The 22,471-nt window shown below is 53.1% G+C and carries 17 protein-coding genes and 3 pseudogenes; 3 read left to right on the top strand and 17 right to left on the bottom strand.

Annotated features, from left to right (window positions below; genetic code table 11):
• Window positions 1-173: 173 nt before the first annotated feature.
• Window positions 174-694, bottom strand: a pseudogene (gene rlmD / locus AV656_RS16620) (23S rRNA (uracil(1939)-C(5))-methyltransferase RlmD); the annotation flags it as partial.
• Window positions 695-715: 21 nt separating this feature from the next.
• On the opposite strand from rlmD (AV656_RS16620), the pseudogene AV656_RS16615 reads away from it, so the two are divergent.
• Together AV656_RS16615 and AV656_RS16610 are read left to right on the top strand one after the other, a co-directional pair.
• Window positions 716-802 (top strand): annotated as a pseudogene (locus tag AV656_RS16615) (hypothetical protein); the annotation flags it as partial.
• Window positions 803-897: 95 nt separating this feature from the next.
• Window positions 898-1,596, top strand: coding sequence for a thiamine pyrophosphate-dependent enzyme (locus tag AV656_RS16610; RefSeq protein WP_331711554.1), 699 nt, complete (start codon window positions 898-900; stop codon window positions 1,594-1,596).
• Window positions 1,597-1,645: 49 nt separating this feature from the next.
• Here the strand turns inward: AV656_RS16610 and AV656_RS10040 are convergent, their stop codons facing one another.
• From AV656_RS10040 to AV656_RS10025, 6 genes and pseudogenes are all read right to left on the bottom strand, one after another.
• Entirely contained in the window at window positions 1,646-3,847 is a 2,202-nt protein-coding gene (locus tag AV656_RS10040; protein WP_063181532.1) for a hypothetical protein, read from the bottom strand.
• A 130-nt stretch (window positions 3,848-3,977) separates the two neighbouring features.
• Window positions 3,978-4,292: pseudogene (locus AV656_RS16605) on the bottom strand (23S rRNA (uracil-5-)-methyltransferase RumA); the annotation flags it as partial.
• 295 nt (window positions 4,293-4,587) lie between these two features.
• Window positions 4,588-5,976 carry a 23S rRNA (uracil(1939)-C(5))-methyltransferase RlmD gene (gene rlmD / locus AV656_RS10035; protein WP_063181530.1) on the bottom strand — a complete coding sequence of 463 codons (1,389 nt, stop codon included), beginning with the start codon at window positions 5,974-5,976 and terminating at the stop codon, window positions 4,588-4,590.
• A gap of 161 nt (window positions 5,977-6,137) precedes the next feature.
• A complete protein-coding gene (gene cydS / locus AV656_RS16685; RefSeq protein WP_008300041.1) occupies window positions 6,138-6,260 on the bottom strand; it encodes a cytochrome bd oxidase small subunit CydS in 123 nt (40 codons plus the stop codon).
• Window positions 6,261-6,281: 21 nt separating this feature from the next.
• Window positions 6,282-7,310 (bottom strand): cytochrome d ubiquinol oxidase subunit II, encoded by a 1,029-nt coding sequence (locus tag AV656_RS10030; protein WP_063181528.1) that lies wholly within the window; start codon window positions 7,308-7,310, stop codon window positions 6,282-6,284.
• Window positions 7,310-8,671 carry a cytochrome ubiquinol oxidase subunit I gene (locus tag AV656_RS10025; RefSeq protein ID WP_063181526.1) on the bottom strand — a complete coding sequence of 454 codons (1,362 nt, stop codon included), beginning with the start codon at window positions 8,669-8,671 and terminating at the stop codon, window positions 7,310-7,312. Before AV656_RS10025 ends, AV656_RS10030 begins: the two co-directional genes overlap by 1 nt.
• 339 nt (window positions 8,672-9,010) lie before the next feature.
• On the opposite strand from AV656_RS10025, the gene AV656_RS10020 reads away from it, so the two are divergent.
• Window positions 9,011-9,445 carry an NUDIX hydrolase gene (locus tag AV656_RS10020; protein WP_063181524.1) on the top strand — a complete coding sequence of 145 codons (435 nt, stop codon included), beginning with the start codon at window positions 9,011-9,013 and terminating at the stop codon, window positions 9,443-9,445.
• 164 nt (window positions 9,446-9,609) lie between these two features.
• On the opposite strand, the gene AV656_RS10015 is transcribed toward AV656_RS10020, so the two are convergent.
• The 10 genes from AV656_RS10015 to pcrA form a co-directional block, all read right to left on the bottom strand.
• Window positions 9,610-10,536 (bottom strand): nuclease-related domain-containing protein, encoded by a 927-nt coding sequence (locus tag AV656_RS10015; protein ID WP_156484844.1) that lies wholly within the window; start codon window positions 10,534-10,536, stop codon window positions 9,610-9,612.
• A 364-nt stretch (window positions 10,537-10,900) separates the two neighbouring features.
• Window positions 10,901-11,815 (bottom strand): diacylglycerol kinase, encoded by a 915-nt coding sequence (locus AV656_RS10010; protein ID WP_063181520.1) that lies wholly within the window; start codon window positions 11,813-11,815, stop codon window positions 10,901-10,903.
• 149 nt (window positions 11,816-11,964) lie between these two features.
• Window positions 11,965-12,534 (bottom strand): thioredoxin family protein, encoded by a 570-nt coding sequence (locus AV656_RS10005; protein WP_063181518.1) that lies wholly within the window; start codon window positions 12,532-12,534, stop codon window positions 11,965-11,967.
• Between the two features lie 64 nt (window positions 12,535-12,598).
• The gene (locus AV656_RS10000) at window positions 12,599-13,216 is read right to left on the bottom strand and encodes a superoxide dismutase family protein (protein WP_063181516.1); all 618 of its coding nucleotides are present in this window, start codon (window positions 13,214-13,216) and stop codon (window positions 12,599-12,601) included.
• 322 nt (window positions 13,217-13,538) lie between these two features.
• Complete coding sequence (gene gatB, locus AV656_RS09995) at window positions 13,539-14,969, bottom strand: Asp-tRNA(Asn)/Glu-tRNA(Gln) amidotransferase subunit GatB (RefSeq protein ID WP_063181514.1); 1,431 nt, start codon at window positions 14,967-14,969, stop codon at window positions 13,539-13,541.
• Window positions 14,966-16,435 carry an Asp-tRNA(Asn)/Glu-tRNA(Gln) amidotransferase subunit GatA gene (gene gatA / locus AV656_RS09990; protein ID WP_063181512.1) on the bottom strand — a complete coding sequence of 490 codons (1,470 nt, stop codon included), beginning with the start codon at window positions 16,433-16,435 and terminating at the stop codon, window positions 14,966-14,968. Before gatA ends, gatB begins: the two co-directional genes overlap by 4 nt.
• Before the next feature lie 24 nt (window positions 16,436-16,459).
• Window positions 16,460-16,753, bottom strand: a complete 294-nt coding sequence (gene gatC / locus AV656_RS09985; protein ID WP_063181510.1) for an Asp-tRNA(Asn)/Glu-tRNA(Gln) amidotransferase subunit GatC — start codon at window positions 16,751-16,753, stop codon at window positions 16,460-16,462.
• A gap of 68 nt (window positions 16,754-16,821) precedes the next feature.
• A complete protein-coding gene (locus AV656_RS09980) occupies window positions 16,822-17,913 on the bottom strand; it encodes a CamS family sex pheromone protein (RefSeq protein ID WP_082818702.1) in 1,092 nt (363 codons plus the stop codon).
• 19 nt (window positions 17,914-17,932) lie between these two features.
• Window positions 17,933-19,936 carry an NAD-dependent DNA ligase LigA gene (gene ligA, locus AV656_RS09975; protein WP_063181508.1) on the bottom strand — a complete coding sequence of 668 codons (2,004 nt, stop codon included), beginning with the start codon at window positions 19,934-19,936 and terminating at the stop codon, window positions 17,933-17,935.
• Between the two features lie 258 nt (window positions 19,937-20,194).
• Window positions 20,195-22,447 carry a DNA helicase PcrA gene (gene pcrA, locus AV656_RS09970; protein ID WP_063181506.1) on the bottom strand — a complete coding sequence of 751 codons (2,253 nt, stop codon included), beginning with the start codon at window positions 22,445-22,447 and terminating at the stop codon, window positions 20,195-20,197.
• Between the last annotated feature and the right edge of the window lie 24 nt (window positions 22,448-22,471).

Below are 22,471 nucleotides of genomic sequence, written 5' to 3'. Positions count from 1 at the left end.
CCCCAATGGTGAATTTCATCACATTAGTCACAGTATGCATCCGCCCTAGCAATTAAAGACCGCCCAATATAAAAAACCCTCGAAATGTTTGCAGTTACTGACATCGAGGGTTAGATTCTAGAAAACAAAATGTAATTTATTCTAACCAATTTACTTAATATTCTCAGTGCCATTCACTTTCTTGTTAATAGGGCAACACATTCCACATGAGAACTCTGCGGAAACATGTCCACCGGTTGGACTTCCTTCGTTTTGTAGCCGCCGTCTTCCAGGATACGAAGGTCGCGGGCGAGTGTGGCCGGGTTGCAGCTGACGTAGACGAGGCGTTTCGGACGGTACTCGAGAATCGTCCGGAGCAAGTGCTCGTCGCAGCCTTTCCTAGACGGGTCGACGACGGACGAGGACGTCGAAGCATTTGCCTTCCTTGTACCAGCTAGGGATGACTTCTACAGCCGCTCCGGCTTCAAATCCGGTGTTCGGTAAAGCCGTTCACCTCGGTGTTGCGCTTGGCGTCTTCAATCGCCTGCTTGGCGAGGAAGAGCGAAATCGTCCCGATACCGTAGTAGGCGTCGATGACGGTTTCGTTTCCGCTGAGGTTGGCGTAGTCGAGTGCCTGTGAGTACAGGACTTCCGTCTGGTCGGGGTTGATCTGGTAGAACGAGCGGGCGGAGATTTCGAATGTGACGCTGCCGAGCTATTTAAGGAAGCCGATGTCGTGCTTCTTACAGGAACCACCTGGTGGCCGGATGGGCATGTGCCTTCAAATGCGCAAGTGATCCAGATTGACCCCCACTTCAATCAGGTCGAAAAGAACATTCCAGTTGAACTGGGAATCGTCGGTACCACGGAAGAGGTGCTTCCTTTATTAAATGAGCATCTTGAAGGCTTCTCCTTTGGATTAGCCGCTGCCAGAAAGTCAAAGAGAAATGGGCACGGAAAAACGAAGAGGAAGGTAATTCCGAAGGGTACCCGGTCCACCCTTCCCGCATCATCCGTGCGCTTGACAATACCGTCGCGCCGGACGCCATCCTTGCGCTTGATACAGGCGACAACACGGTATGGACAAACCGCAACTTCCGGCAGACCAATCAGAAAACCGTACTCTCCGGATACTGGCGGACGATGGGCTTCGGCCTCCCTGCCGCCATGACCGCCAAATTGATCCACCCGGACAAGCAGATCGTCGCGATTGTCGGTGACGGCGGACTTCAAATGGTACTCGCGGATCTGATGACCGCCATCCGTTACGGACTCGATATCACAGTCGTGGTCCTGAACAACGAATCCCTGCAGATGGAAAAAGACAAAATCGATGTAATGGGGACAAGAGACATAGGGACCGACCTCACTAACCCCGACTTCGTCAAACTCGCAGAAGCGTGTGGTTGGAAAGCATTCCGTCCTGAGTCAGATACGGAAATTGAATCTGTGTTGGAAGAAGCTCTAAATACGGGTAACCCTTCGCTCGTGGATATCGAGACGGCCCAAGTGTTCTTTCCGGAGACAAAACAACATAAAAAACAGCTTCCAAGCCTTTCGGAAGCTGTTTTTAGTGAGAACAAAATACATATCAATGAGTCCATTCTTTCGTCCTAATAATGGACCTAATTAAACTTGTGACTTCACCATAATGAAACTCATCCGGTCAAAGCTCCCTAGTCTTACGTGAACTTTCTATTTTCGCTCTGTTTTTTTGAAGTGATACGTACGCTGACTCTGGTAACATTTGAAATTGTTCAGGTCCGATAATATGTGTAATTGCTTTTTTCAGTTCTTTATTTTTGTTTATCCCCAACAATATACAGTAGACCGGCTCATCTTCATACAAAACTCTCTCCATTAAGAAGCTCTTACGCTGTACTACATCCTTGAATAACTTACTCGATGCACGGAGGAGGAATACCATAACGACGGGCAATTCAGTAATTCTGTCTTCTTTTTTATAGTTATATGCCGCATATGGAGTTAGTATTGCTTTTTGATTTCTAAAATCTAAAAGTCTATTACTTCTTGATGAAATAAAATCACTTATACTCTTCCTCGTAAAATCGTCTAATAAAAGTAAGTATCTTGCAGCTCGAATACATAAGTAATTCTCAGTTCTATCTAATACATTAATTAGTTGTTCGAATGTTGGGTCCATCTCTTGTTTAGGTTTTGGTGCAGGTCCAATTAAGAAATCAAGAAAAATTCCACTTTCACCTTCATCATCATGGAGAGAATTTATTTTCCTAGCCATATAAGCATCAATTTCATCTCTATGACTCGCAATAAATACTTCTCCTTCTCCATTCTCAGTAGCAATTTCTTTAATACGTGTTGAATAGTCATTATAAGCAAAATACATCCCTATATGATCCAATTCATCATTAAGCTTAATATAAGGATTTTTTGTGGCATTACTCCTTTGATATAAATAATTTAAAAACAAACTTGGAGAATCAAAAACTTGAGGGTATACCCTCAAATCATTAACAGAAATACACCAAACTGGAAGATCGCTATTTCTTATATACTCTGTCTTTTCTATTCGGGAAGCTATTTCGTTAAAATCGTCTAGAGTCACACAACAAGCTTGTACGAAGTTAATGTTCTCAATAGAAGTAATTAGCTCATACTTCTTTCTAGACTTTTTATAATAAATATCGATTTTCCTTGATTTATTGTATTCTTCAAATAAACGAAGGGATTGTTCATAAGGATTTTTAGCTAATTCATTTAATGATTTTTTGTAGGCCTCTTCATCAGAAAAAGGTGAAACTGGTGAAAGTGCTCCTCCCTTTACTTCAATAATAATCATCACATCATCAAAAAGAATTATGCCATCACATTCACACCATTCATTTTTTCCATCTGCACCCACTGGGGCTTTGTAGTAGATGCTCTGAAACATTTGAGATGTTGGCAGAATCTCTCTAAATAACTTGAAAGGCAAAGCCTCTGATAAATTCTGTTGAATGTTATTAATTATATTAGAAGTACTACCTTGTTTCCTACGTAATGCCCTAAGTACTGTTCTATAAAAATTATCAATTAGATTATCGATAGAAAAACAGTAATATCTCCCTGCTAAACAAATAAAAGGCTTATATTTTATGGGAGACTCCTTTATCATTACTTGAATATTATCTTCATAAAAACCTTTACTTTCGCCCTGTTGAAGTGATAACTCTTTAATAAACTCTAATGGCCATCCTGTAATACGTTCAACGTTAAAATATTCAGCTCTCTTTAGAAAAACATCGTCTGCTATATCTTCTTCAAGCGAAGCTCCACTGTCTAACAGCGTTTCTATGAATCCCATAGTACGTAATTGACTGCTTATCGCCAACAGGCCATCTACTATTTCGGAGCTGGTTATATTAAAGACCTCTTTTAATAGATCTGTATATGGAGTCAACAGGTCTGTAAAATGCTCTTTTTCAAGATACGGATATAATGTACCAGAAACGTTCATCTGCATTCCTTGAGAATACTGTATCAACTCATCCTTCGGTACGATATTCACATAAATTGAGGCAACAGTAAACAGTTTATCAATTTCTTCCACATATCTATTTATTTCATCTTTATCTAAGCTACTAGTTCCAAAATTCACTTCACTAGTCACTATAAGACTTTGTGTAAAATCGAGCAATTTGTTATCAGAAGGTTTAACGTTACCATGCACCGATGCTTCAATGTCCCCTAAATGTTGAAAGAGTTTAATTTCATATAATTTAACTAAGGTAATCAGAGGATTTACATTAGAAATTATTTCTCTTATATTTGTAAGACTTTCCTCCATTTCTCTCTCCAGATCACGTATATCCTTAAAAGGTAACAGTGAATTATTAATCTTTGACATCTATTCATCTCCTTTTCACAACTATATATACCTGTTAAAAACACATAAAAAGTAACGATAAGAGTATAGTGGAATTATTTGTTAAAATAATAATCCACAGCACATGGCTCGATTACGTTAACATATGCACTTACTGTATTTCCTTTACACAGAAGTATCGTTGAACTTCCTTCGTTTTGTAGCCGCCGTCTTCAAGGGTGCGGAGGTCACGGGCGAGTGTCGCCGGGTTGTAACTGACGTAGACAACCCTCTTCGGAAGGTATTCAGTATTGTCCAGAGCAGATACTCATCTAGTTCCGGCTTCCCTACCGGATGTTTGTGAAGCAGTTCAATTCGACGTTTCGCTTGGCGTCTGCGATCTCCTGCAGGACAATTTCAATGCCATACACATACTTCGCCTGCTTGCTAGGAATTACGAGATCTTGCCGATGCCGCAGTAGGCGTCGCCACAGTTGCCCAATACGTCGTTAGACGGTCCGTAAGCGGTCGGACAGGCCGTTCTCCAGAAGACGTGGGTTCGCTCGCCTTATGACAGACAGAAGTAGTACCCATTTTTATCCTTCCGTAATTCTATAATAATATAACTCTACTATTATTTCATTGAATATTCCTTAAAGTTCGATTAAATTATGAAACCGTTAAATCCTTTTTTATCCAAGTTAAATAAATATGAAAAGATCGCTTCCTTTTGTAGATACTACAATACAAAGGAGCGATCTATTATGCATAACCTAAGATTACTAGAAGTCAGTCCCCATTGTCGGGTTCTCAAGTTCCATCCAAGTCACCGCTTCCACATGACTCGATTGCGGGAACATGTCCACCGGCTGGACTTCTTTCGTTTTGTAACCTCCGTCTTCGAGGATGCGGAGGTCGCGGGCGAGTGTTGCCGGGTTGCAGCTGACGTAGACGAGGCGTTTCGGGCGGTACTCGAGGATGGTCCGGAGAAGGTGCTCGTCGCAGCCTTTCCTTGGTGGGTCGACGACGAGGACGTCGAACCGTTTGCCTTCCTTGTACCAGCGAGGGATGACGTCTTCGGCCGCTCCGGCTTCGAACCGGGTATTCGTGAAACCATTCACCTCGGCGTTTCGCTTGGCGTCTTCGATCGCCTGGGGAACGATTTCGACGCCGTACACTTCTTTCGCCTGCGTGGCGAGGAAGAGCGAGATCGTGCCGATGCCGCAGTAAGCGTCGATGACGGTTTCGTTGCCGCTGAGATTGGCGTAGTCAAGTGCCTGCGAGTACAGAACTTCCGTCTGATCGGGGTTGATTTGGTAGAACGACCGGGCGGAGATTTCGAATGTGACGCCGCCGATTTTGTCGGTGATGACGGGCGGTCCGTAGAGCGAAATCGTTTCGTCTCCCATGATGACGTTCGTTTTCCGGTCGTTGACGTTCTGGACGATCGACGTCACGTCCGGCACGACGCTGCGGATCAGTTCTACGACTTCGTCCTTCTTCTTGAATTTACGGTTCCGGGTAACAAGAACGACCATCGTCTCACCGGTCGCCTTCCCTTTCCGGATGACGACATGGCGCAGGAAGCCCTTGTCCTTTTGTTCGTCGTACGCCTTGATGCCTAGTTCATGCAAGCTGTGTTTGATCGTGCGCATGACGACGTCGGCCTCGGTTGACTGGATCAGGCACGTTTCGGTGTCCATGATCGTGTGGGTGCCGCGGCGGAAAAATCCTGCGACAACTTTTCCGTCCCGCTCCGCGAACGGGATCTGGGACTTGTTCCGGTAGCGCCAAGGATGTTCCATCCCCTTGACCGGATGGACCGGGACGTCCGGAAGTTTCGCGATCCGGTCCATGACGTCGCGGACCATTTTGCGCTTGCGTTCCAGCTGACCCTCATAGGACAGGTGCTGAATCTGGCAGCCTCCGCACTCTGGGAACACCGGGCACGGCGGCTCGACGCGGTCTTCTGATGGTTCGACTATATTGAGGAGCTTTGCGAAGCCATATTTCTTGAGTGTTTTGGTGACCTTAAATTCGACGGTTTCGCCGGGAAGCGCACCGGGGATGAAGAGCGGATAGCCGTCGATCTTTGCCACGCCTGAGCCGTCATGGGTCAGGTCGGTGATTTCGCCGATCAGCCGGTCGTTTTGTTGGACTGCGTAAGTCATTATTTATTTTCCTCCGATTCAGTGCAGTTGGGTTTATTTTATCAGAATGTGGCATTTTTTATTAGAGAAAGTCAGTCTGTCCGTCGGATAGGGAGAAAAACCGTCCCTTCCCCTTTTCTCCACAACGAAAGCCGCCCCGCTAACCGGGACGGCTTTTTTAATCACTTCTTCTTTTCCTTCGGTGGCCTCGTCGCCGCTCCGTCCATCGGGGCGACGATGAAGGCGAGGATGATCGCGCCGATTAGCACGATGAATGGTGCGTAGAACATGAGAAATTCATCCATTGGTTTTGCCTCCTTCGCCCTTTAGGCGTGTTCGTCTTTTTTGCGCCCCTTCACGTAGTCCTTGTTGAACAGGAACAGGCGCAACAGCAGGTATAGCGACGGGATGAGCAGCCCGAGCCCGAGGATGAAGGCGATGATGAGTGCGGTCGCCATCGCCGGGTTCGTGAAGCTGTCGTGGATCGTCAGGTGCGGATACAGCAGGTACGGGTAGTGCGCGATGCCATATCCGTAGAAGGCGAGCGCGAACTGGCCGATCAGGAGCCAGACCGCGAGGCCGTAGTTGTGCCGTTTCCAGAGCAGGTAGACCGTGCCGATAAAGAGCGCGCCGGACAGCGCGAACATCCACCAGAGGCCGAGCAGCTGATTGTAGTGTTCCGCGTTGTGGCTGCGGAGCTCCCAGACGATGCCGCCTGCCGTGATGATTGTCGGAAGCGACCAGATGAGCGCGTACTTCCGGAGAAGCTCTGTCGCGTCACGGTCCCCCGCCTTGTCGGCGTACCAGGTGAGGAACACCGCCGAGATGTAGAGGGTCGCTGCAATCGAAAGGAAGACGATCGACCAGGTAAGCGGGCTCGTGAAGAGTGCCCCGTAGTCCAGCACCGGCTGGCCGTCGACCATGTCGATAAAGCCGCCCTCAGAGATCGTCAGGACGATCGAGAGAGACGCCGGAAGCAGAATGCCGGCCATCCCGTACATGAACGAGTAACCCTTATGTCCGCTTGCACCGTACGTTTCAAACGCGTAATACGATCCGCGTATCGCCAGTAGGATGAGCGCGATACTGAGCGGCACGAGCATTGTCGTTCCGTAATAGAACGCTGTCGACGGGAAGAATCCGACCATCCCGACAAAGAAGAACACGAGGAAAACGTTCGTCACTTCCCACACCGGGGACAGGTAGCGCTGGATGACGTTCGTCAGGATGTGCTCCTTCCCCGTCAGCAGGCTGTAGGCGTTGAAGAATCCCGCGCCGAAGTCGATGGCGCCGACAATGATATAGCCGAACAGGAACGTCATGAGGACCGTGATGCCGAGCACTTCAAGGCTCATCAGTGATCACCGCCCTTTCTTGTTCCTTCACGGACTTCCGCCTCGCGGTCGGCAATTTCCCGCTCAATCGGGTTGTTGCGGAACATCCGCCTCAGCACGACGACGCTGCCGACGCCGAGGATCAGGTAGAGCGTCGCGAACAGGTAAAGCATCGTGTCGACATGGCCGCTCGTCGTGGCAGCCTCCGGCACTTTCATAATGTCACGAAGGATCCAAGGCTGGCGCCCGACCTCCGCATACCACCAGCCGGCTTCAATCGCGATGACGGTGAGCGGTCCGCCTGCGACGATCAGCCAGCGGTACCAGCGCGAGTGGATAAATCGCCATCTCATATGCCTGCCGAGCCAGTACAGGCCGGAGACCATGATCATGAGGACGCCGATCGTCACCATTGTGTCGAACAGGTAGTGGATATAGAGCGGCGGGATCTCGTCTTCCGGGAAGTCGTTCAGCCCGATCACTTCCGCAGTCGGATCCGAGTGCGCGAGGATACTGAGCGCGTACGGGATCGTGATGGTATACTTCACTTCCTGGCCATCGAGGATCCCATACAGCATAAGCGGCGCCTCGCCTTCCGTCTCAAAATGCCATTCCGCCGCAGCCAGTTTTTCCGGCTGGTATTCGGCGAGGTATTTCCCCGAGAAGTCCCCGATGATGGCAGCGCCGATCGAGAAGATCAGTCCCAATTTCATCGTGAGGAACAGCGCCTTCTTGTGGTACACGTGATCCGAGCCCTTAAGCAGCCGGAATGCGGCAATTGCGGCAAGGATAAATGCAGATGTCATATAGGCGGTGATGACCACGTGCGCCACCTTCGTCGGCATCGCCGGGTTGAACATCGCGACAAGCGGCTGAATGTTGACGAGTTCGCCGTCCACGAGGTCAAAGCCCTGCGGTGCGTTCATGAAGGCGTTGACGATGGTAATGAATACTGCAGAGAACGATGCCCCGAGCGCGACCGGCACAAGCAGCAGCAAGTGTTTTTTCTGGTTGTCGAACCGGTCCCATGTATAGAGATAAATTCCAAGGAAAATCGCTTCAAAGAAGAATGCAAAAGTCTCCATGAACAGCGGGAGTGCGATGACCTGCCCCGCCAGCTCCATGAAGTTCGGCCAGAGCAGGGACAGCTGCATGCCGATGGCCGTCCCGGTCACGACGCCGACCGCAACCGTGATAACAAATCCTCTCGCCCAGCGGCGTGCGAGGAGAATGTAATGTTCATCGTTTTTCTTGATGCCCACCCACTGGGCGATCATGATCATGAGCGGCACACCGACGCCGATCGTGGCGTAGATGATGTGGAAGCTCAGGGTCAGTTCGGTGAGGACCCTGGAGAAGAACACCGATTCTTCATTTCCCATTCCGTTTTCCCCCTCGTTTAATGTGCATGATTATAGGGTATGTACACGTAGTCATCCCCCGAAGATCCTGCCGGCAATCGACAGCAGCATGATGGCTGCCACGGCAAAGGCCAGCCACATGAGCCAGCGTTCCTGTTTCTTGTACACGGGGCATCCCTCTCTTTCTTAAACCAGTATACCCTTGGTTTATGAGGGAATAACGCAGATAATAAGGCAGTTTTATGAGCTTGCTATGAACATTCCGTTAAGGTCAAGTGACAGATTTACGACACTTAGTGTTGCGAAATTTCTAAGAATTAGGTATAATGTATGAACCACTTACAGGAGGTGCCGGCCGTTATGATGGTTGAACTAAGGAAGAAAGTATTGGCTTATATTACTCGCGGAGACGGGCCGGACCAGCAGTTGCTCGTTTACACGATGAAGGATCATCCCGAATCGGGTGTGCAAGTGCCGGGCGGAACGATCGACCGCGGCGAACTCTTGATGGATGCGTTATATCGCGAAATCGTTGAAGAGACAGGTATCGAGAAAGATGACCTGGTCCTCATCGGCAAGCTCTTAAAAAACACGTACTTCCCCCGTCACCGCGACAGGAAATACGAGCGCACAATCTTCCAGCTGGAATACAAGGGAGACGGCCCCGACGAATGGGAACACACCGTCACCGGAGAAGGCAAAGACCAGGGACTCGAGCTCCAGATCCGCTGGATGCGCCTCAGTGATATCCCAGACCTTGCAGAAAAGCAGGATATGGCGATTGACGCCTTATAATGAAAGACGAAAAGATCCGGCTGAGGGCCGGATCTTTTTTGGTGTGTGGAATGGGGCGTGGTGAGGATGATTCGTCACTTTCAGGCGGCGATTCGTCACTTTCAGAGTCCCATTCGTCACTTTCGGGCGCGGATTCGTCACATTCGAGACGCTATTCGTCACTTTCACGTTTTTGACCGCGTTAACCGCCCATTATAATCCCACAAATAGGTCGTCGCTTTCCCTTGGCCAATCTTCATTAGCGGATATTTGCCGAGCAGATTGGCGGCAGCTGTCCGCGGAATATCAAACAGCTTTCGTACATCCGCGTTTGAAATCGAAGAGCTTCTCAGCAGGAACCATTTCTCCAAAGTTCGTGTATACGGATCAGCCGTCTCCCAATTACATCGGCAGCTCCATCGCCGCTTTGTGACTCTTTCCAACTTCCGCCCGCAATTTTCACAGACGGGATTCCAAAGAAGTTCAGTGGCGTCTATTCCGACTTTATCAATCAGGGGAAAGGAAATATAAGGTTCGTTCCTACTGCGAATATAGTTGGCCAGCTCCCTGATCTCTTTCAGTGTGCGGCCCCCACTGGCATGAAAATCACTAGATATATGCTCCCGTATTTGCCTGACTCTGAATATCTTGCCGCTCCGCGGGGGCTTTTCAATCATCGCGCTTCCGGTCATGACCACTGCCCCGTCAACTGCACATGCGATATGGTGATCATAGAACCATTGGCGCAGGTTGGCCATCTCTTCCTGCAGCTGGAGCATGGGACATTCATAGCTTGCGACAAGCCTCCCCTCGGCATCCCACTTATCCAAACGGGATGGATCGGTTTCAAATCTGAGCCGATCCGCCATGTTCTTGGCTTCATAAATTATCGCATGAAACGGTGTCAGCACAAGGACGTCAAGCTGTGCGTAATGCCCTGGAGCCAGCCTTAGATTGACGTCCCACAATATCTCGACCGGCAGGTTCAAATTGAACAGATATTGCAGCACCTTCCGCTCCCCCGCCATACCCGCCCTCAGCGAATACAGTCTCTTCTCAATAACACTTCTTGACCGGTGTTCCGGTCCCAACATATTGAGCAGCATCTCCATCGCGGCCTCTTGCAATAATTGAACCGATCCCCCCAAATCAATACCTCCGCCTCCTCATTTCCCCTACCATACCACGCATTGAGAGGACAGAGAATCCCAGCAAGATCTCTGTAAACGAGCACTTTCTGATCTTGGCATCGGATAGTGTTCCATAATCTAATTTTGATCCTCGATATGGTCGCAAATTGGAAAGATGGTTTTTTTGACTCCAATCATCAATCGTCACTTTCAGGCGGCGATGCGTCACTTTCAGAGTCGGATTCGTCACTTTCGAACGGTGTTTCGCCACTTTCACGGCCTCATTCGTCACTTTCGCACTCCCACAAATCAAAAAACCCCCGCCAAAGCGGGGGTTTTCCTCCGATCACACTCGATCCTGTTCCCTGATTTGATCAATCGGGACGAACATTTCGATGTGGCGGTAGAGGTTTTCAAAACGGGCCGGCAAGAGGCCGCCGAATTCGCCGTCGAGGTTCAGCTGCACTTTCTCGTCTGAGGTGACCTCGATCTTTGACGGCATGGCATGGATGACGAGCGGGTCGTTCAGGTGCTCGCCGCGGAGCGCCAGGCTGACGACGCGGATGAATTCATACAGATTGCATTTTTTCAGGATGAACATGCTGAACCGGCCGTCGTTTATGCTGGCGTTCGGCGCCAGTTTTTCGAAACCGCCGACCGAGTTGGTAAGGCCGACAAGGAACAGCATGGCCTCATCGTCGAACACTTCGCCATCGTATTCGATGCGGACGCGGGAAGCTTTGATTGAAGGAAGCATCTCAATGCCCTTCAGGTAGTAGGCCAGCTGGCCAAGAACGGTCTTCAGCTTGCTCGGCACCTCATAGGTAAGTTCAGTGATCTTGCCGCCCCCGGCGATGTTGATGAAATGGCGGTCGTTGACGATGCCGACGTCGACCGGGATTGTCTCGCCGGCGATGATGATATCAAGCGCCTCATCAATGTCCCTCGGAATATGGACTGCACGGGCAAAGTCGTTTGTCGTCCCCATCGGGATCAGTCCAAGCTTTGGCCGTTTTTCATAGCCGCTGACACCCGCGACGACTTCGTTCAGGGTACCGTCTCCACCGACAGCAATAATGATGTCAAATCCGCGCTCGACGGCCTTCTTGGCGGCCTCCGTCGCGTCACCTTCGCAGGTCGTGGCGTGGCAGGACGTTTCATAGCCGGCCTCCTCCAGCCGAACGAGCACTTCCGGAAGATGCTTCCGGAAAATTTCGCGGCCGGACGTCGGGTTATAAATGATGCGTGCACATTTAGTCATAAGTTGTCCTCTCGCTTCTTGAGTACTTATATAGGATATGACGGCGGGTTCCGTCAAATGTTGCGGTATCCGACAAAAAGAAGCCGGCGGCCGCCGACTCCCCTTTCTTTCATCATATGCCTGTCCGGCCCAGCGCGCAAGCCGGAGGTTCAGTCCTGCTTCTGAAGCGCCGTCATGAATGTGCGGCGGATGTCTTCGTACACCCAGAGCCAATAGTCCGCATTGGACGTGTACTCGACATAGAGGTTCTTGAACAGTTCCTTCTGCTTTTCCTCGAAATCCGGAGCGTCCTTCGGCGGGAGCGTTTCGCGCTGCTCCATGACGTATTCCTGCACCTGTGGCGCACGCGGGCCCCACTTGGCCAATACGTCTCCGCCCTTGTCCAGAAGAAGATAAACCGGAATCGAGCGTCCGCCGTTTGTGAGCCAGCGGTCGATCAGTTCGGTATCCGCGTCGCGATAGGCGATGCGGGCCTCAATGCCTGCCGCCTCGACAATGTGACGGAGGATCGGATTGTTCATCATCGCATCTCCGCACCAGTCTTCCGTAATCACCAGGACATGCGGCTGCTTTTCTTTAAGGAGCGCGATGAACTTATCGTCCTGAGGCAATTTAAAGCCTTCGTATACTTTCTCGCTATTTTCCTTATGGGTCGTCATGCCCTCCATATAATCGGCGAGCGTTTTACCTTCTTCAAAATATTGCTGTTCCGTTTTCATCTGACATCCCCTCCTGAATCCAGTTTACTGAATTTCAATAGAAGGGACCATCTTTAGGTTTCAATCACTTCTGGATCACGCCGCAGGCGATCCGTTCACCGGCATCTCCTGAAGGCTGTGAGGTGTAATCATCCGCACCAGCATGGATCACGAGTGACGTACCTTCTTCGGTGAACAGGGTGTTGTCGGCATCTTCCTGAAGGGAGATCTGGTCCGTGTCAAACTCTACCTTCGCCGTACCATCCTCACCAACTTCTATATTGTCGAAATCACCGGCATGCGGGCCATTTTCGCTGTCCTTGCCGTGTTCAGTGCCGCCTGGGTTATAATGGCCGCCGGCTGACTCAAAGTCCGGTGCTTCACAGCTTCCTTTCTCATGCACATGAAACGCGTGCGTACCGGCCGGAAGGTTTTCGACGGCCAGTTCCACATGGACGGAGCCTTCGTCAACCTCACTGAGCACCGCCTGGGCTACCGGTTCTCCTTCCACGTCCTGCAGCTGGACGAGGACATCTTCCGCCGGATTATGACCGGTGTCTTCCTGGACAGTCTCCGTGTTTTCGGTGTCCTCGGTACCCGTGTCCGTTTCCCCGTTATCCGTTCCCTGGTCCTGTCCTCCGCAGCCGGCCAATACCGCCGCCAGCAATCCGCTTGCCATTCCTCCAACCCACAGCTTCTTCATCTACACCTCTCCCTTCAAAATGCGCTCACTCTTCTATTGACTAAGACAACCTGTTTAAACTGTGAAGGAAGGGCTGTTTATACAAGGACAAAGAAAGGCCGGAAGTAACGATAGCCGAGACAAATTGACGGAGTCTGAAAGAGACTAATCGATTTGTCCCATGGGAACGAAATAATCAATTTTCTCTGTGAGTTCACACGTTGATTGCCTGAGTCTTTATGTTCCGTCCCCGAGTCTGCACGTTCCCTCCACGAGTTTGCACATTCGCCTCCTGCCTTCCCCGCCAACGCAAAAAGACCGCCCCGGAGGACGGTCTCTGGAATCAGCGTTTGCGGATTTCCTGGTTGATGAGTTTGTTGACGAGCGGCGGGTTGGCCTGGCCTTTCGTCGCTTTCATGACCTGGCCGACGAGGAAGCCGACGGCGCGGTCTTTCCCTTCCTTGAAGTCGTCGATCGACTGCTGGTTGTTGTCCAGCACTTCGGTGACGACTTTCAGGAGTTCGCCTTCGTCGGAGATCTGGACGAGGCCTTTCTCCTTGACGATCTTTTCCGGATCGCCGCCGTTGTCCGCGAGTTCCTTGAACACTTTCTTCGCGATCTTCGAGGAGATCGTGCCTTCCTCGATCAGCTTGATCATGCCTGCGAGATTGTTCGGCGTAAGTCCGGTGTCGGAGAGTTCCTTCTGGTTCGTGTTCATGTAGGCGGAAACTTCACCCATGAGCCAGTTGGACGCCAGCTTCGCATCTGCTCCGGCCTGGACCGTCGCGTCGAAGAAGTCGGACATGTCCTTGGTCAGTGTCAGGACCATCGCGTCGTACGCCGGGAGGCCGAGATCGTTCACGTAGCGCTCTTTCCGTGCATCCGGCAGTTCCGGAATCTCGGCGCGGATACGTTCCATCCACTCGTCATCGATCGAGAGGTCGGTGAGATCCGGTTCCGGGAAGTAGCGGTAGTCGTCAGAGCCTTCCTTGACACGCATGAGGATCGTCTTGCCGGTCGACTCGTCGAAGCGGCGAGTCTCCTGCTCGATGATGCCCCCGGAAAGGAGTACTTCCGCCTGGCGCTTCTGTTCGTGCTCGAGGCCTCTGCGGACGAAGTTGAAGGAGTTCAGGTTCTTCAGCTCGGCTTTTGTGCCGAACTCTTCCTGGCCGTAAGGGCGCAGCGAGATGTTGGCGTCGCAGCGGAGCGAGCCTTCTTCCATCTTCACGTCGGAAACGCCCGTGTACTGGATGATCGACTTCAGCTTTTCGAGATACGCGTAAGCCTCTTCCGGTGTGCGGATGTCCGGCTCCGAAACGATCTCGATCAGCGGCGTGCCCTGACGGTTGTAGTCGACGAGGGAGTAGCCATTGTCGGTGTGGTTCAGCTTGCCCGCATCTTCCTCGAGGTGGAGGCGCGTGATGCCGATGCGCTTTTTCTTGCCTTCGACTTCGATCTCAATCCAGCCATGCTCGCCGATCGGCTTGTCGAACTGGGAGATCTGGTAGGCTTTCGGGTTGTCCGGGTAGAAGTAGTTCTTCCGGTCAAACTTCGTCTCCTGGTTGATCTGGCAGTTCAAAGCCATCGCGGCCTTCATGCCGAACTCGACAGCGCGCTTGTTGAGCACCGGGAGTACGCCAGGATAACCGAGGTCAATGACATGTGTATTGGTGTTCGGTCCCGCGCCGAAATGGTTCGGGGCCGGAGAGAAAATCTTCGAGTCAGTTTTCAGTTCAACGTGGACTTCAAGTCCAATGACGGTTTCAAAGTTCATCGTTCCAATCCCTCCCGAATTTCCGGCATCCGCTTGTGGAAGTCGGTCGCCTGTTCAAACGCGTGGGCGACACGGTAGACCGTCGACTCGTCAAAGTGGCGGCCGATGACCTGAAGGCCGAGCGGCAGGCCATTGTCGAATCCGCAAGGGACCGAGATCGCCGGTACGCCCGCAAGGTTGACCGGGATCGTCAGGATGTCGTTTGCATACATCGTGAGCTGGTCGTCGATCAGCTCACCGATTTTGAACGCAGGTGTCGGAGCAGTCGGGCCAATGACGACGTCGTACTTCTCGAATGCGTTCGTGAAGTCGTCACGCACAAGCGTGCGGACCTTCTGAGCCTTTTTGTAGTAGGCATCGTAGAAGCCGGAGCTGAGGGCGAATGTGCCGAGCATGATCCGGGTCTTGACTTCGTCGCCAAAGCCTTCGGCGCGCGTCTGCTTGTACAGGTCTTCCAGGTTCTCGATGCCTTCCGCGCGGTATCCGTAGCGGATGCCGTCAAAGCGGGCAAGGTTCGAGGACGCTTCGGAAGAGCTGAGCAGGTAGTAGGCAGGAAGTGCATACTTCGTGTGCGGCAGCGAGATTTCCCCCACTTCCGCTCCGAGCGACTCCAGTACCTTGATGGCATCTTTGACGGCATTTCGGGACGCTTCCCCGACGCCTTCGCCGAGGTACTCGGACGCGATGCCGATCTTGAGGCCCTTGATATCGCCTGTCAGTGCCGATGCAAAGTCAGGCACCTCTACGTCGAACGATGTGGAGTCGTACGGGTCATGTCCGGAAATAGCGGACAGGAGGAACGCGTTGTCCTCGACCGTGCGCGTGATCGGGCCGATCTGGTCAAGCGATGAAGCGAATGCGACCAGGCCGTAACGGGAGACGCGGCCGTAGGTCGGCTTCATGCCGACAACGCCGCAGTACGCTGCCGGCTGGCGGATCGAACCGCCCGTATCGGAACCGAGCGTAAACGGAACTTCCCCTGCTGCGACCGCCGCGGCGGAACCGCCCGATGAGCCGCCCGGGACATATTCAAGGTTCCACGGGTTTGCCGTCTTTTTGTAGTATGAGTTTTCGGTCGAGCCGCCCATTGCGAACTCGTCCATGTTCACCTTGCCGACTGTGATCAGGCCCGCGTCATCGAGCTTTTTTGCAGCCGTAGCATTATAGATCGGGTCGAATCCGCCGAGCATGCGGCTGGCGCATGTGGTCTCGAGGCCTTCTGTCACGATGTTGTCTTTCACGCCGACCGGCAGGCCGTGGAGCGGGCCCCGCTGGTCCACCGGCGTGTTGTCGAGCTCAGCTGCGCGCGCCTTCGCCCGCTCTTCGTCGAGCGCAAGGAAGGCTTTGACATCGCCGTCGACCTTGTCGATGCGGCGGAACGCCTCGTCCGTCAGTTCAACGGCGGACACTTCCTTGTTATGTAGGAGCTGCTGGAGCTCTTTCGCGGAATGATTGAATAGCGTCATCTTTCTGGTTTCCTCCTCTGTCCGTCAGCCCAGGATGGACGGCACTTTGACCATGCCATCTTCATGCTCGGGTACGTTTTTCAGCATCAGGTCGCGATCGAGCCCTTTGGCCGGCTCGTCTTCCCGGAGCACATTCACAAGTGGTACCGGATGTGTCGTCGGTTCGACGCCCGATGTGTCCACTTCGTTCAGCTGCTCGGCAAACTCGATGATCGTCGCAAGTTTTTCGGTGTAGTATTCCACTTCTTTTTCTTCGGTAATGGCGAGCCGTGCGAGATTCGCAACATGCTTCACCTGATCCTTCGTGATCACTGCCATAACTGTCTCCTCCAATCGTGCAAATATCCTCTGCTTCTGCCTTCGCTATCATATCACGAAAGCCTGCTTCAGTTGTGATAAATATGGGTGTATGGCTCTGCTTCACCGCGCTCCTTCACGATGAGCGCTTCCGGCCCTTTCGTGGAAGTGATGCTCACCTCGACACGGATGTCCGGCAAGTGATCCACGAGCAGCCCGGTCAGGTATTGGGTGAAGCCGATGATCTCAGCATTGCCATAAAACTCGATCGGGATGTCGATGTCCATCGAGACGATCTGGCCGTCCTTGTAGAAACCGGTGCCGATCACGTTGACGAAGGACGAGAAGTACTTTTCAACGTCCTGCTTGAGGTTCCGGAAGCTCGTGTTGACATCCCGGTAGCGGTCTTCGCTTGAGCTGGTCGGGAACATTACAAATTCTTCATTGATAGGATCCCAGCCGGACAGGACATCCTTGCCCTTTTCCGCAACGCCTTTTGCAAAGTAGTTCCCGGGGACGATGTCGGTTTTCGGGCTTTGCTTGAACAGGCCGATGACGATCGGCACTTCTTTCAGGCCTTCGATGCCCCGCATCCGCTTCACGATTTCGGCAGCGGCTTTTTTGCCGTTTTCCTCGATCTGCGCGGCCGGGAGCTTGTCACCGGTGACGGAGTTCACCGTATTCAGGGCTATCCCCAGCGAGACCCCTTCAAGACGGATCTTGTCCTCGGCAGTGCGTTTCAGGTAGTTCTGCTCAAGTATATGGGCGATGTAACGGGGGTTATCCTGGCCCGCCGGGTTCAGCCCTTCAGGGTTATTCTCTTTGTCATAGCCGCCAAGCCAGGATAGGATCGTATCCTGGTCGAGATACTGGCCTTCCTGGTAATAGTACTCGTCCGTCGGGAAGTGCTGCTGCGACAGGCGCATTAGTCCGCCCTCGACTTCCGCGATGTTGTACTGTGAGTTCAGCATGCTGACGACAAGGCCGTAAGATGCGCTTTTCTTATAGGGCAGGAGCATCCGGTAATATTCTTCATCCAGCTGGTGGGTCGGAATGATGACCCGGGTCTCCTGTTCCTCTTTTATCTGGTCCGTGGCCTCTTCCGGCTCCTCGCTTTTCGGCAGGCAGCCGGAAAGCAGCAGCGCGGCGATGGCGGCCGCGGTGATTGTCTTGATCTTCAATGGTGCAATTCCCCTTTGGTCACTGGATTGCGTCGATGAGTGCCGCCTCGTCCCAAACTTCGATGCCGAGGTCTTCCGCCTTCTGTAGCTTCGATCCGGCATCATCTCCCGCTACGACGAGGTCTGTCTTTTTGCTGACGCTGCCGGTCACTTTTGCCCCGAGGGACTCGAGTGCCGCCTTCGCCTCGCTCCTGGAAAACTGCTCAAGCTTGCCCGTAAGGACAACGGTCTTGCCTGCGAGCAGCCCGTCTTCCGGGATGTCCTGTTTGCGCGGACCGTTGTAGGCGGTATTGACGCCTGCCGCCGTGAGCTTGTCGAGCACTTTCTGCACGTCTTCGTTGTCGAAGTAGGTCACGACGGAGTCCGCCACTTTCTCGCCGATCTCATGGATGGCGGTCAGCTGTTCCTCGGTCGCTTCCTTCAGCGCATCAAGCGTGCCGAATTCCTGGGCGAGAATCTGCGCAGCCTTTTGTCCGACATGGCGGATGCCGAGGCCGAACAGCAGCTTCTCGAGCGAGTTTTCCTTTGAGCGGGTGATCGCGGAAACGAGATTCGATGCGGATTTTTCGCCCATCCGCTCAAGCTCCATCAATTGAGGTTCGGTCAGGCTGTACAGGTCCGCCGCATCCTTGATCAGGCCTTCATTGAACAGCTGTGCAACAACCTTTTCGCCGAGGCCTTCGATGTTCATGGCATTGCGCGAGACAAAATGGATGACCGATTCCTGCAGCTGAGCCGGGCATTGCGGGTTCACGCAGCGGAGTGCGACTTCGTCTTCAAGATGGACGAGTTCACTTTCGCAAGCCGGGCACTCCGTCGGCATCCGGTACTCTTCTTCATCGCCGTCTCGCTGATCGGCAAGCGACATGACGATTTCCGGGATGATGTCCCCGGCTTTCCGGACGACGACCCGATCACCAATCCGGATGTCCTTCTCACGGATCAGGTCACCGTTGTGGAGCGAAGCGCGTGCAACTGTCGTCCCAGCGACACGCACCGGCTCCAGGATCGCCGTCGGTGTGACGGCACCCGTCCGGCCGACAGTCAGTTCGATGTCGAGGAGAGTGGTCACGACTTCTTCTGCCGGGAACTTATAGGCAGTCGCCCAGCGCGGGCTCTTGGCCGTGAAGCCGAGGTCCTCCTGGCGGGAAAAGCTGTCCACCTTGATGACAATGCCGTCAATCTCATAGGCGAGATCCTGCCGGCGGTCCTGCCAAGATTCGATGTAGGCGATGACTTCGTCAACATCCTTGCAGCGGCGGCGTTCCGGGTTCGTCCGGAAGCCGAGCCGGTCCAGATAGTCGAGCGCCTCGGAGTGGGCATCCAGCCCGAAGGCCGCTCCTTCTCCTCCGATGCCGTACATGAAGACGGACAAATTGCGCTTGGCTGCGATTTTCGGGTCAAGCTGTCGGAGCGACCCGGCTGCCGCGTTCCTCGGATTCGCGAATACGTCCAGACCTTCTTCCTCGCGGTGTTCGTTCAGCTTCATGAAGCTTTTCTTCGGCATGTACGCTTCCCCGCGCGCTTCGATCGTGACTTCTTCGCCCAGCTTCAGGGGTATCGCCCGGATCGTACGGAGGTTCGTCGTGATGTCCTCGCCGACCGTCCCGTCGCCGCGGGTCGAGCCCTGTTTAAATCGGCCGTTCTCGTATTTGAGCGAGATGGCCAGCCCGTCAATTTTCAGTTCACACACGTAGGTGACATCCCCGGCATCCGCCCGCACGCGGCGGTCGAACTCGCGGATGTCCTCCTCGTTGAACACGTTGGAGAGGCTCAGCATCGGCGTATCATGGACGACTTTGCTGAAGCCCGGAAGCACTTCCCCGCCGATCCGCTGCGTCGGGGAATCCGGCATGATGAGATCCGGATGACGTTCCTCGAGGTCGATGAGCTCCTGCATCAGGGCATCATACTCCGAGTCGGGTACGACCGGCTTGTCGAGGACGTAATAAGCATGGCCGTACTCGTTGAGGAGCTCATGAAGCTCCTTTACACGCTGTTCAAGTTGAAGTTGATCTTCCATAACGGATCCCTCCGGAACGACGATATAAGAAATCGATATGATGATTGGTGTGGAGCTGGCGGGGCGCCATGTGGCAATTCCGGAGGCCATGTGGCAAACTCGGGTGCCATGTGGCAATTCCGGGTGCCTTGCGGCAATCTCGGGTGCCATGTGGCAAATCCGGGTGCCATGTGGCAATCTCGGATGCCATACGGCAGTTTCAGGTCCCTAGTGGCAACTCCAGACCCCTTAGACCCCTTACTGCAACTCCGGCCCCTCTTACGCCTTCTCAATCGGCGCGAATTTGGCGAGGAGGCGCTTGATGCCGACCGGTTCCGGGAAGGCGATGTCGAGTTCCTTGTCTTCCCCTTCGCCGCGGACGCTGACGACCATGCCTTCGCCCCACTTCTTGTGCTTGGCCTTGTCGCCTGGCTGCCAGCCGACGGAAGCACCGTTTTTGCGGGCTGCCGGGCGCCGGACGGCCTGGCGTGGCGCAGGGCGTCCGCCGAATCCGCCTCCGGAAATCGGCGTGCGGCTGTAGTCCGGCTGAGATCCGCCGGCACCGACGGTTTCGAGGATGTCCTGGGAGATCTCATTAATGAAGCGGGACGGGCTGTTATAGCTTGTCCTTCCATACAGCGTGCGATACTGCGCGGACGTCAGGTACAGCTTCTCCTCCGCCCGGGTAATGCCGACGTAAGCAAGCCGGCGCTCTTCTTCCATCTCCTCTTCGTCTCCGATCGAGCGGGAGTGCGGGAAGACGTTTTCCTCCATCCCGATGATGAAGACGACCGGGAACTCGAGCCCCTTTGCCGAGTGCATCGTCATAAGGACGATCTGCTCGTTCGAAGCATTTTCTTCCTTATCTAACGAGTCGATGTCCGCGATCAGCGCGAGGTCGGTCAGGAAGGCGACGAGCGACTTGTCGCCCTCATCCTCATCCGCGCGTTTCTCGAACGATTCCGTAACGGACAGGAATTCGTTGATGTTCTCGAGGCGGCTTTCCGACTCTATGGTCTTCTCGTTATGAAGCATCGCGCGGTACCCCGACTTCTCGAGCACTTCCTCGACGAGTTCGGTGACAGACAGGAACTCCTGCATCTGAGTGAATCCGGCGATCAGGTCGCGGAACTCGGCTGCCTGGTTGATGGCCCTAGGCTGCAGGCCCGGGATAAAGTCGACTTCTTTGAGCGCATCAAAGATCGACAGGTCGTTCTGGATCGCGTAGGTTGCGATCTTATCGAAGGTCGTCGCCCCGATGCTGCGCTTCGGTTCATTGATGATCCTCGCGAGCGACAGGTCATCGTCATTGTTCGCAATCAGCCGGAGGTAGGCAAGCAGGTCCTTGATCTCCTTGCGGTCGTAGAACTTCGTGCCGCCGACGATCGTGTATTCCAGGTTCGACTTCACGAGGTATTCCTCGATCATCCTGGACTGTGCGTTTGTCCGGTAAAGGACCGCAAAGTCGGTCAGCTTGCGGTTCTCGTTTTCCTGCAGCTCAAGGATCTTCGAGACGACAAACTGGGACTCGTCCTTTTCGTCGGAAGCCTTGTAGACGTAAATGTGCTCCCCTTCGGCGTTTTCCGTCCGCAGATTCTTTTCGTAGCGGCTCGCGTTGTTCTTGATGACGTCGTTGGCCGCTTTCAGAATCCGCTGGGTCGAGCGGTAGTTCTGCTCGAGAAGAATCACTTCGGCACTCGGGTAGTCCTTCTCGAATGACAGGATGTTGCCGATGTCGGCCCCCCGCCATCTGTATATCGACTGGTCGGAGTCGCCGACGACGCACAGGTTCTTGAACTTGTCGGCCAGCATGCGGACCAGTTTGTATTGCGCGTGGTTCGTATCCTGGTACTCGTCCACGTGGATGTACTGGAACTTGTTCTGGTAGAACTCGAGCACTTCCGGCATCTGCTCGAACAGCTTGATCGTGACCATGATCAGGTCATCGAAGTCGAGCGACTGGTTTTTCCTGAGGCGCTTTTCGTAGGCCGCATACACTTCGCCAGCCGTTTTCTCGAACGGGTTGAACGAATTGGCCTGCTCCTGGAACGTCTTCGCGTCGATCAGTTCGTTTTTCGCGTTCGAAATCGTGCCGAGCAGCGAGCGCGGCTCGTATTGTTTCGGGTCGAGGTTCTGTTCTTTCAGGATGTTCTTGATGACGGTCAGCTGGTCGGAGCCGTCGAGGATCGAGAAGTTCTTCGAATAGCCGATCCGGTCAATCTCCCGGCGCAGGATCCGGACGCACATCGAGTGGAATGTCGAGACCCACATGCGCTCGCCCGTCCCGGGCCCGAGCAAGCCGTCGATCCGCTCGCGCATTTCGCGTGCCGCCTTGTTCGTGAACGTGATCGCGAGGATCTTCGAAGGATACACCTGCTTTTCCACGATCAGGTAGGCGATCCGGTGAGTCAGTACCCGCGTCTTGCCGGATCCAGCTCCCGCCATGATGAGAAGCGGCCCTTCTGTGGTGCGGACCGCTTTCGCCTGTTCGGGGTTCATGCCATTGAGGAGGTTGTTTGAGATGGTTTCCATGAGTGGCTCCTTTCTGATGAAGCG

The sequence above is a fragment of the Bhargavaea cecembensis genome, assembly GCF_001619585.1.
Taxonomy (GTDB): Bacteria; Bacillota; Bacilli; order Bacillales_A; family Planococcaceae; genus Bhargavaea; species Bhargavaea cecembensis_A.
This window is presented reverse-complemented; position numbering and strand designations above follow the sequence as displayed.

Bases quoted from the DNA above. Each gene is read 5' to 3' on its own strand.
- AV656_RS10040 (WP_063181532.1), bottom strand. From the start codon at position 3,847: ATGTCAAAGATTAATAATTCACTGTTACCTTTTAAGGATATACGTGAT.
- rlmD (WP_063181530.1), bottom strand. From the start codon at position 5,976: ATGACTTACGCAGTCCAACAAAACGACCGGCTGATCGGCGAAATCACC.
- cydS (WP_008300041.1), bottom strand. From the start codon at position 6,260: ATGGATGAATTTCTCATGTTCTACGCACCATTCATCGTGCTAATCGGC.
- AV656_RS10030 (WP_063181528.1), bottom strand. From the start codon at position 7,310: ATGAGCCTTGAAGTGCTCGGCATCACGGTCCTCATGACGTTCCTGTTC.
- AV656_RS10025 (WP_063181526.1), bottom strand. From the start codon at position 8,671: ATGGGAAATGAAGAATCGGTGTTCTTCTCCAGGGTCCTCACCGAACTG.
- AV656_RS10020 (WP_063181524.1), top strand. From the start codon at position 9,011: ATGATGGTTGAACTAAGGAAGAAAGTATTGGCTTATATTACTCGCGGA.
- AV656_RS10015 (WP_156484844.1), bottom strand. From the start codon at position 10,536: ATGGAGATGCTGCTCAATATGTTGGGACCGGAACACCGGTCAAGAAGT.
- AV656_RS10010 (WP_063181520.1), bottom strand. From the start codon at position 11,815: ATGACTAAATGTGCACGCATCATTTATAACCCGACGTCCGGCCGCGAA.
- AV656_RS10005 (WP_063181518.1), bottom strand. From the start codon at position 12,534: ATGAAAACGGAACAGCAATATTTTGAAGAAGGTAAAACGCTCGCCGAT.
- AV656_RS10000 (WP_063181516.1), bottom strand. From the start codon at position 13,216: ATGAAGAAGCTGTGGGTTGGAGGAATGGCAAGCGGATTGCTGGCGGCG.
- gatB (WP_063181514.1), bottom strand. From the start codon at position 14,969: ATGAACTTTGAAACCGTCATTGGACTTGAAGTCCACGTTGAACTGAAA.
- gatA (WP_063181512.1), bottom strand. From the start codon at position 16,435: ATGACGCTATTCAATCATTCCGCGAAAGAGCTCCAGCAGCTCCTACAT.
- gatC (WP_063181510.1), bottom strand. From the start codon at position 16,753: ATGGCAGTGATCACGAAGGATCAGGTGAAGCATGTTGCGAATCTCGCA.
- ligA (WP_063181508.1), bottom strand. From the start codon at position 19,936: ATGGAAGATCAACTTCAACTTGAACAGCGTGTAAAGGAGCTTCATGAG.
- pcrA (WP_063181506.1), bottom strand. From the start codon at position 22,447: ATGGAAACCATCTCAAACAACCTCCTCAATGGCATGAACCCCGAACAG.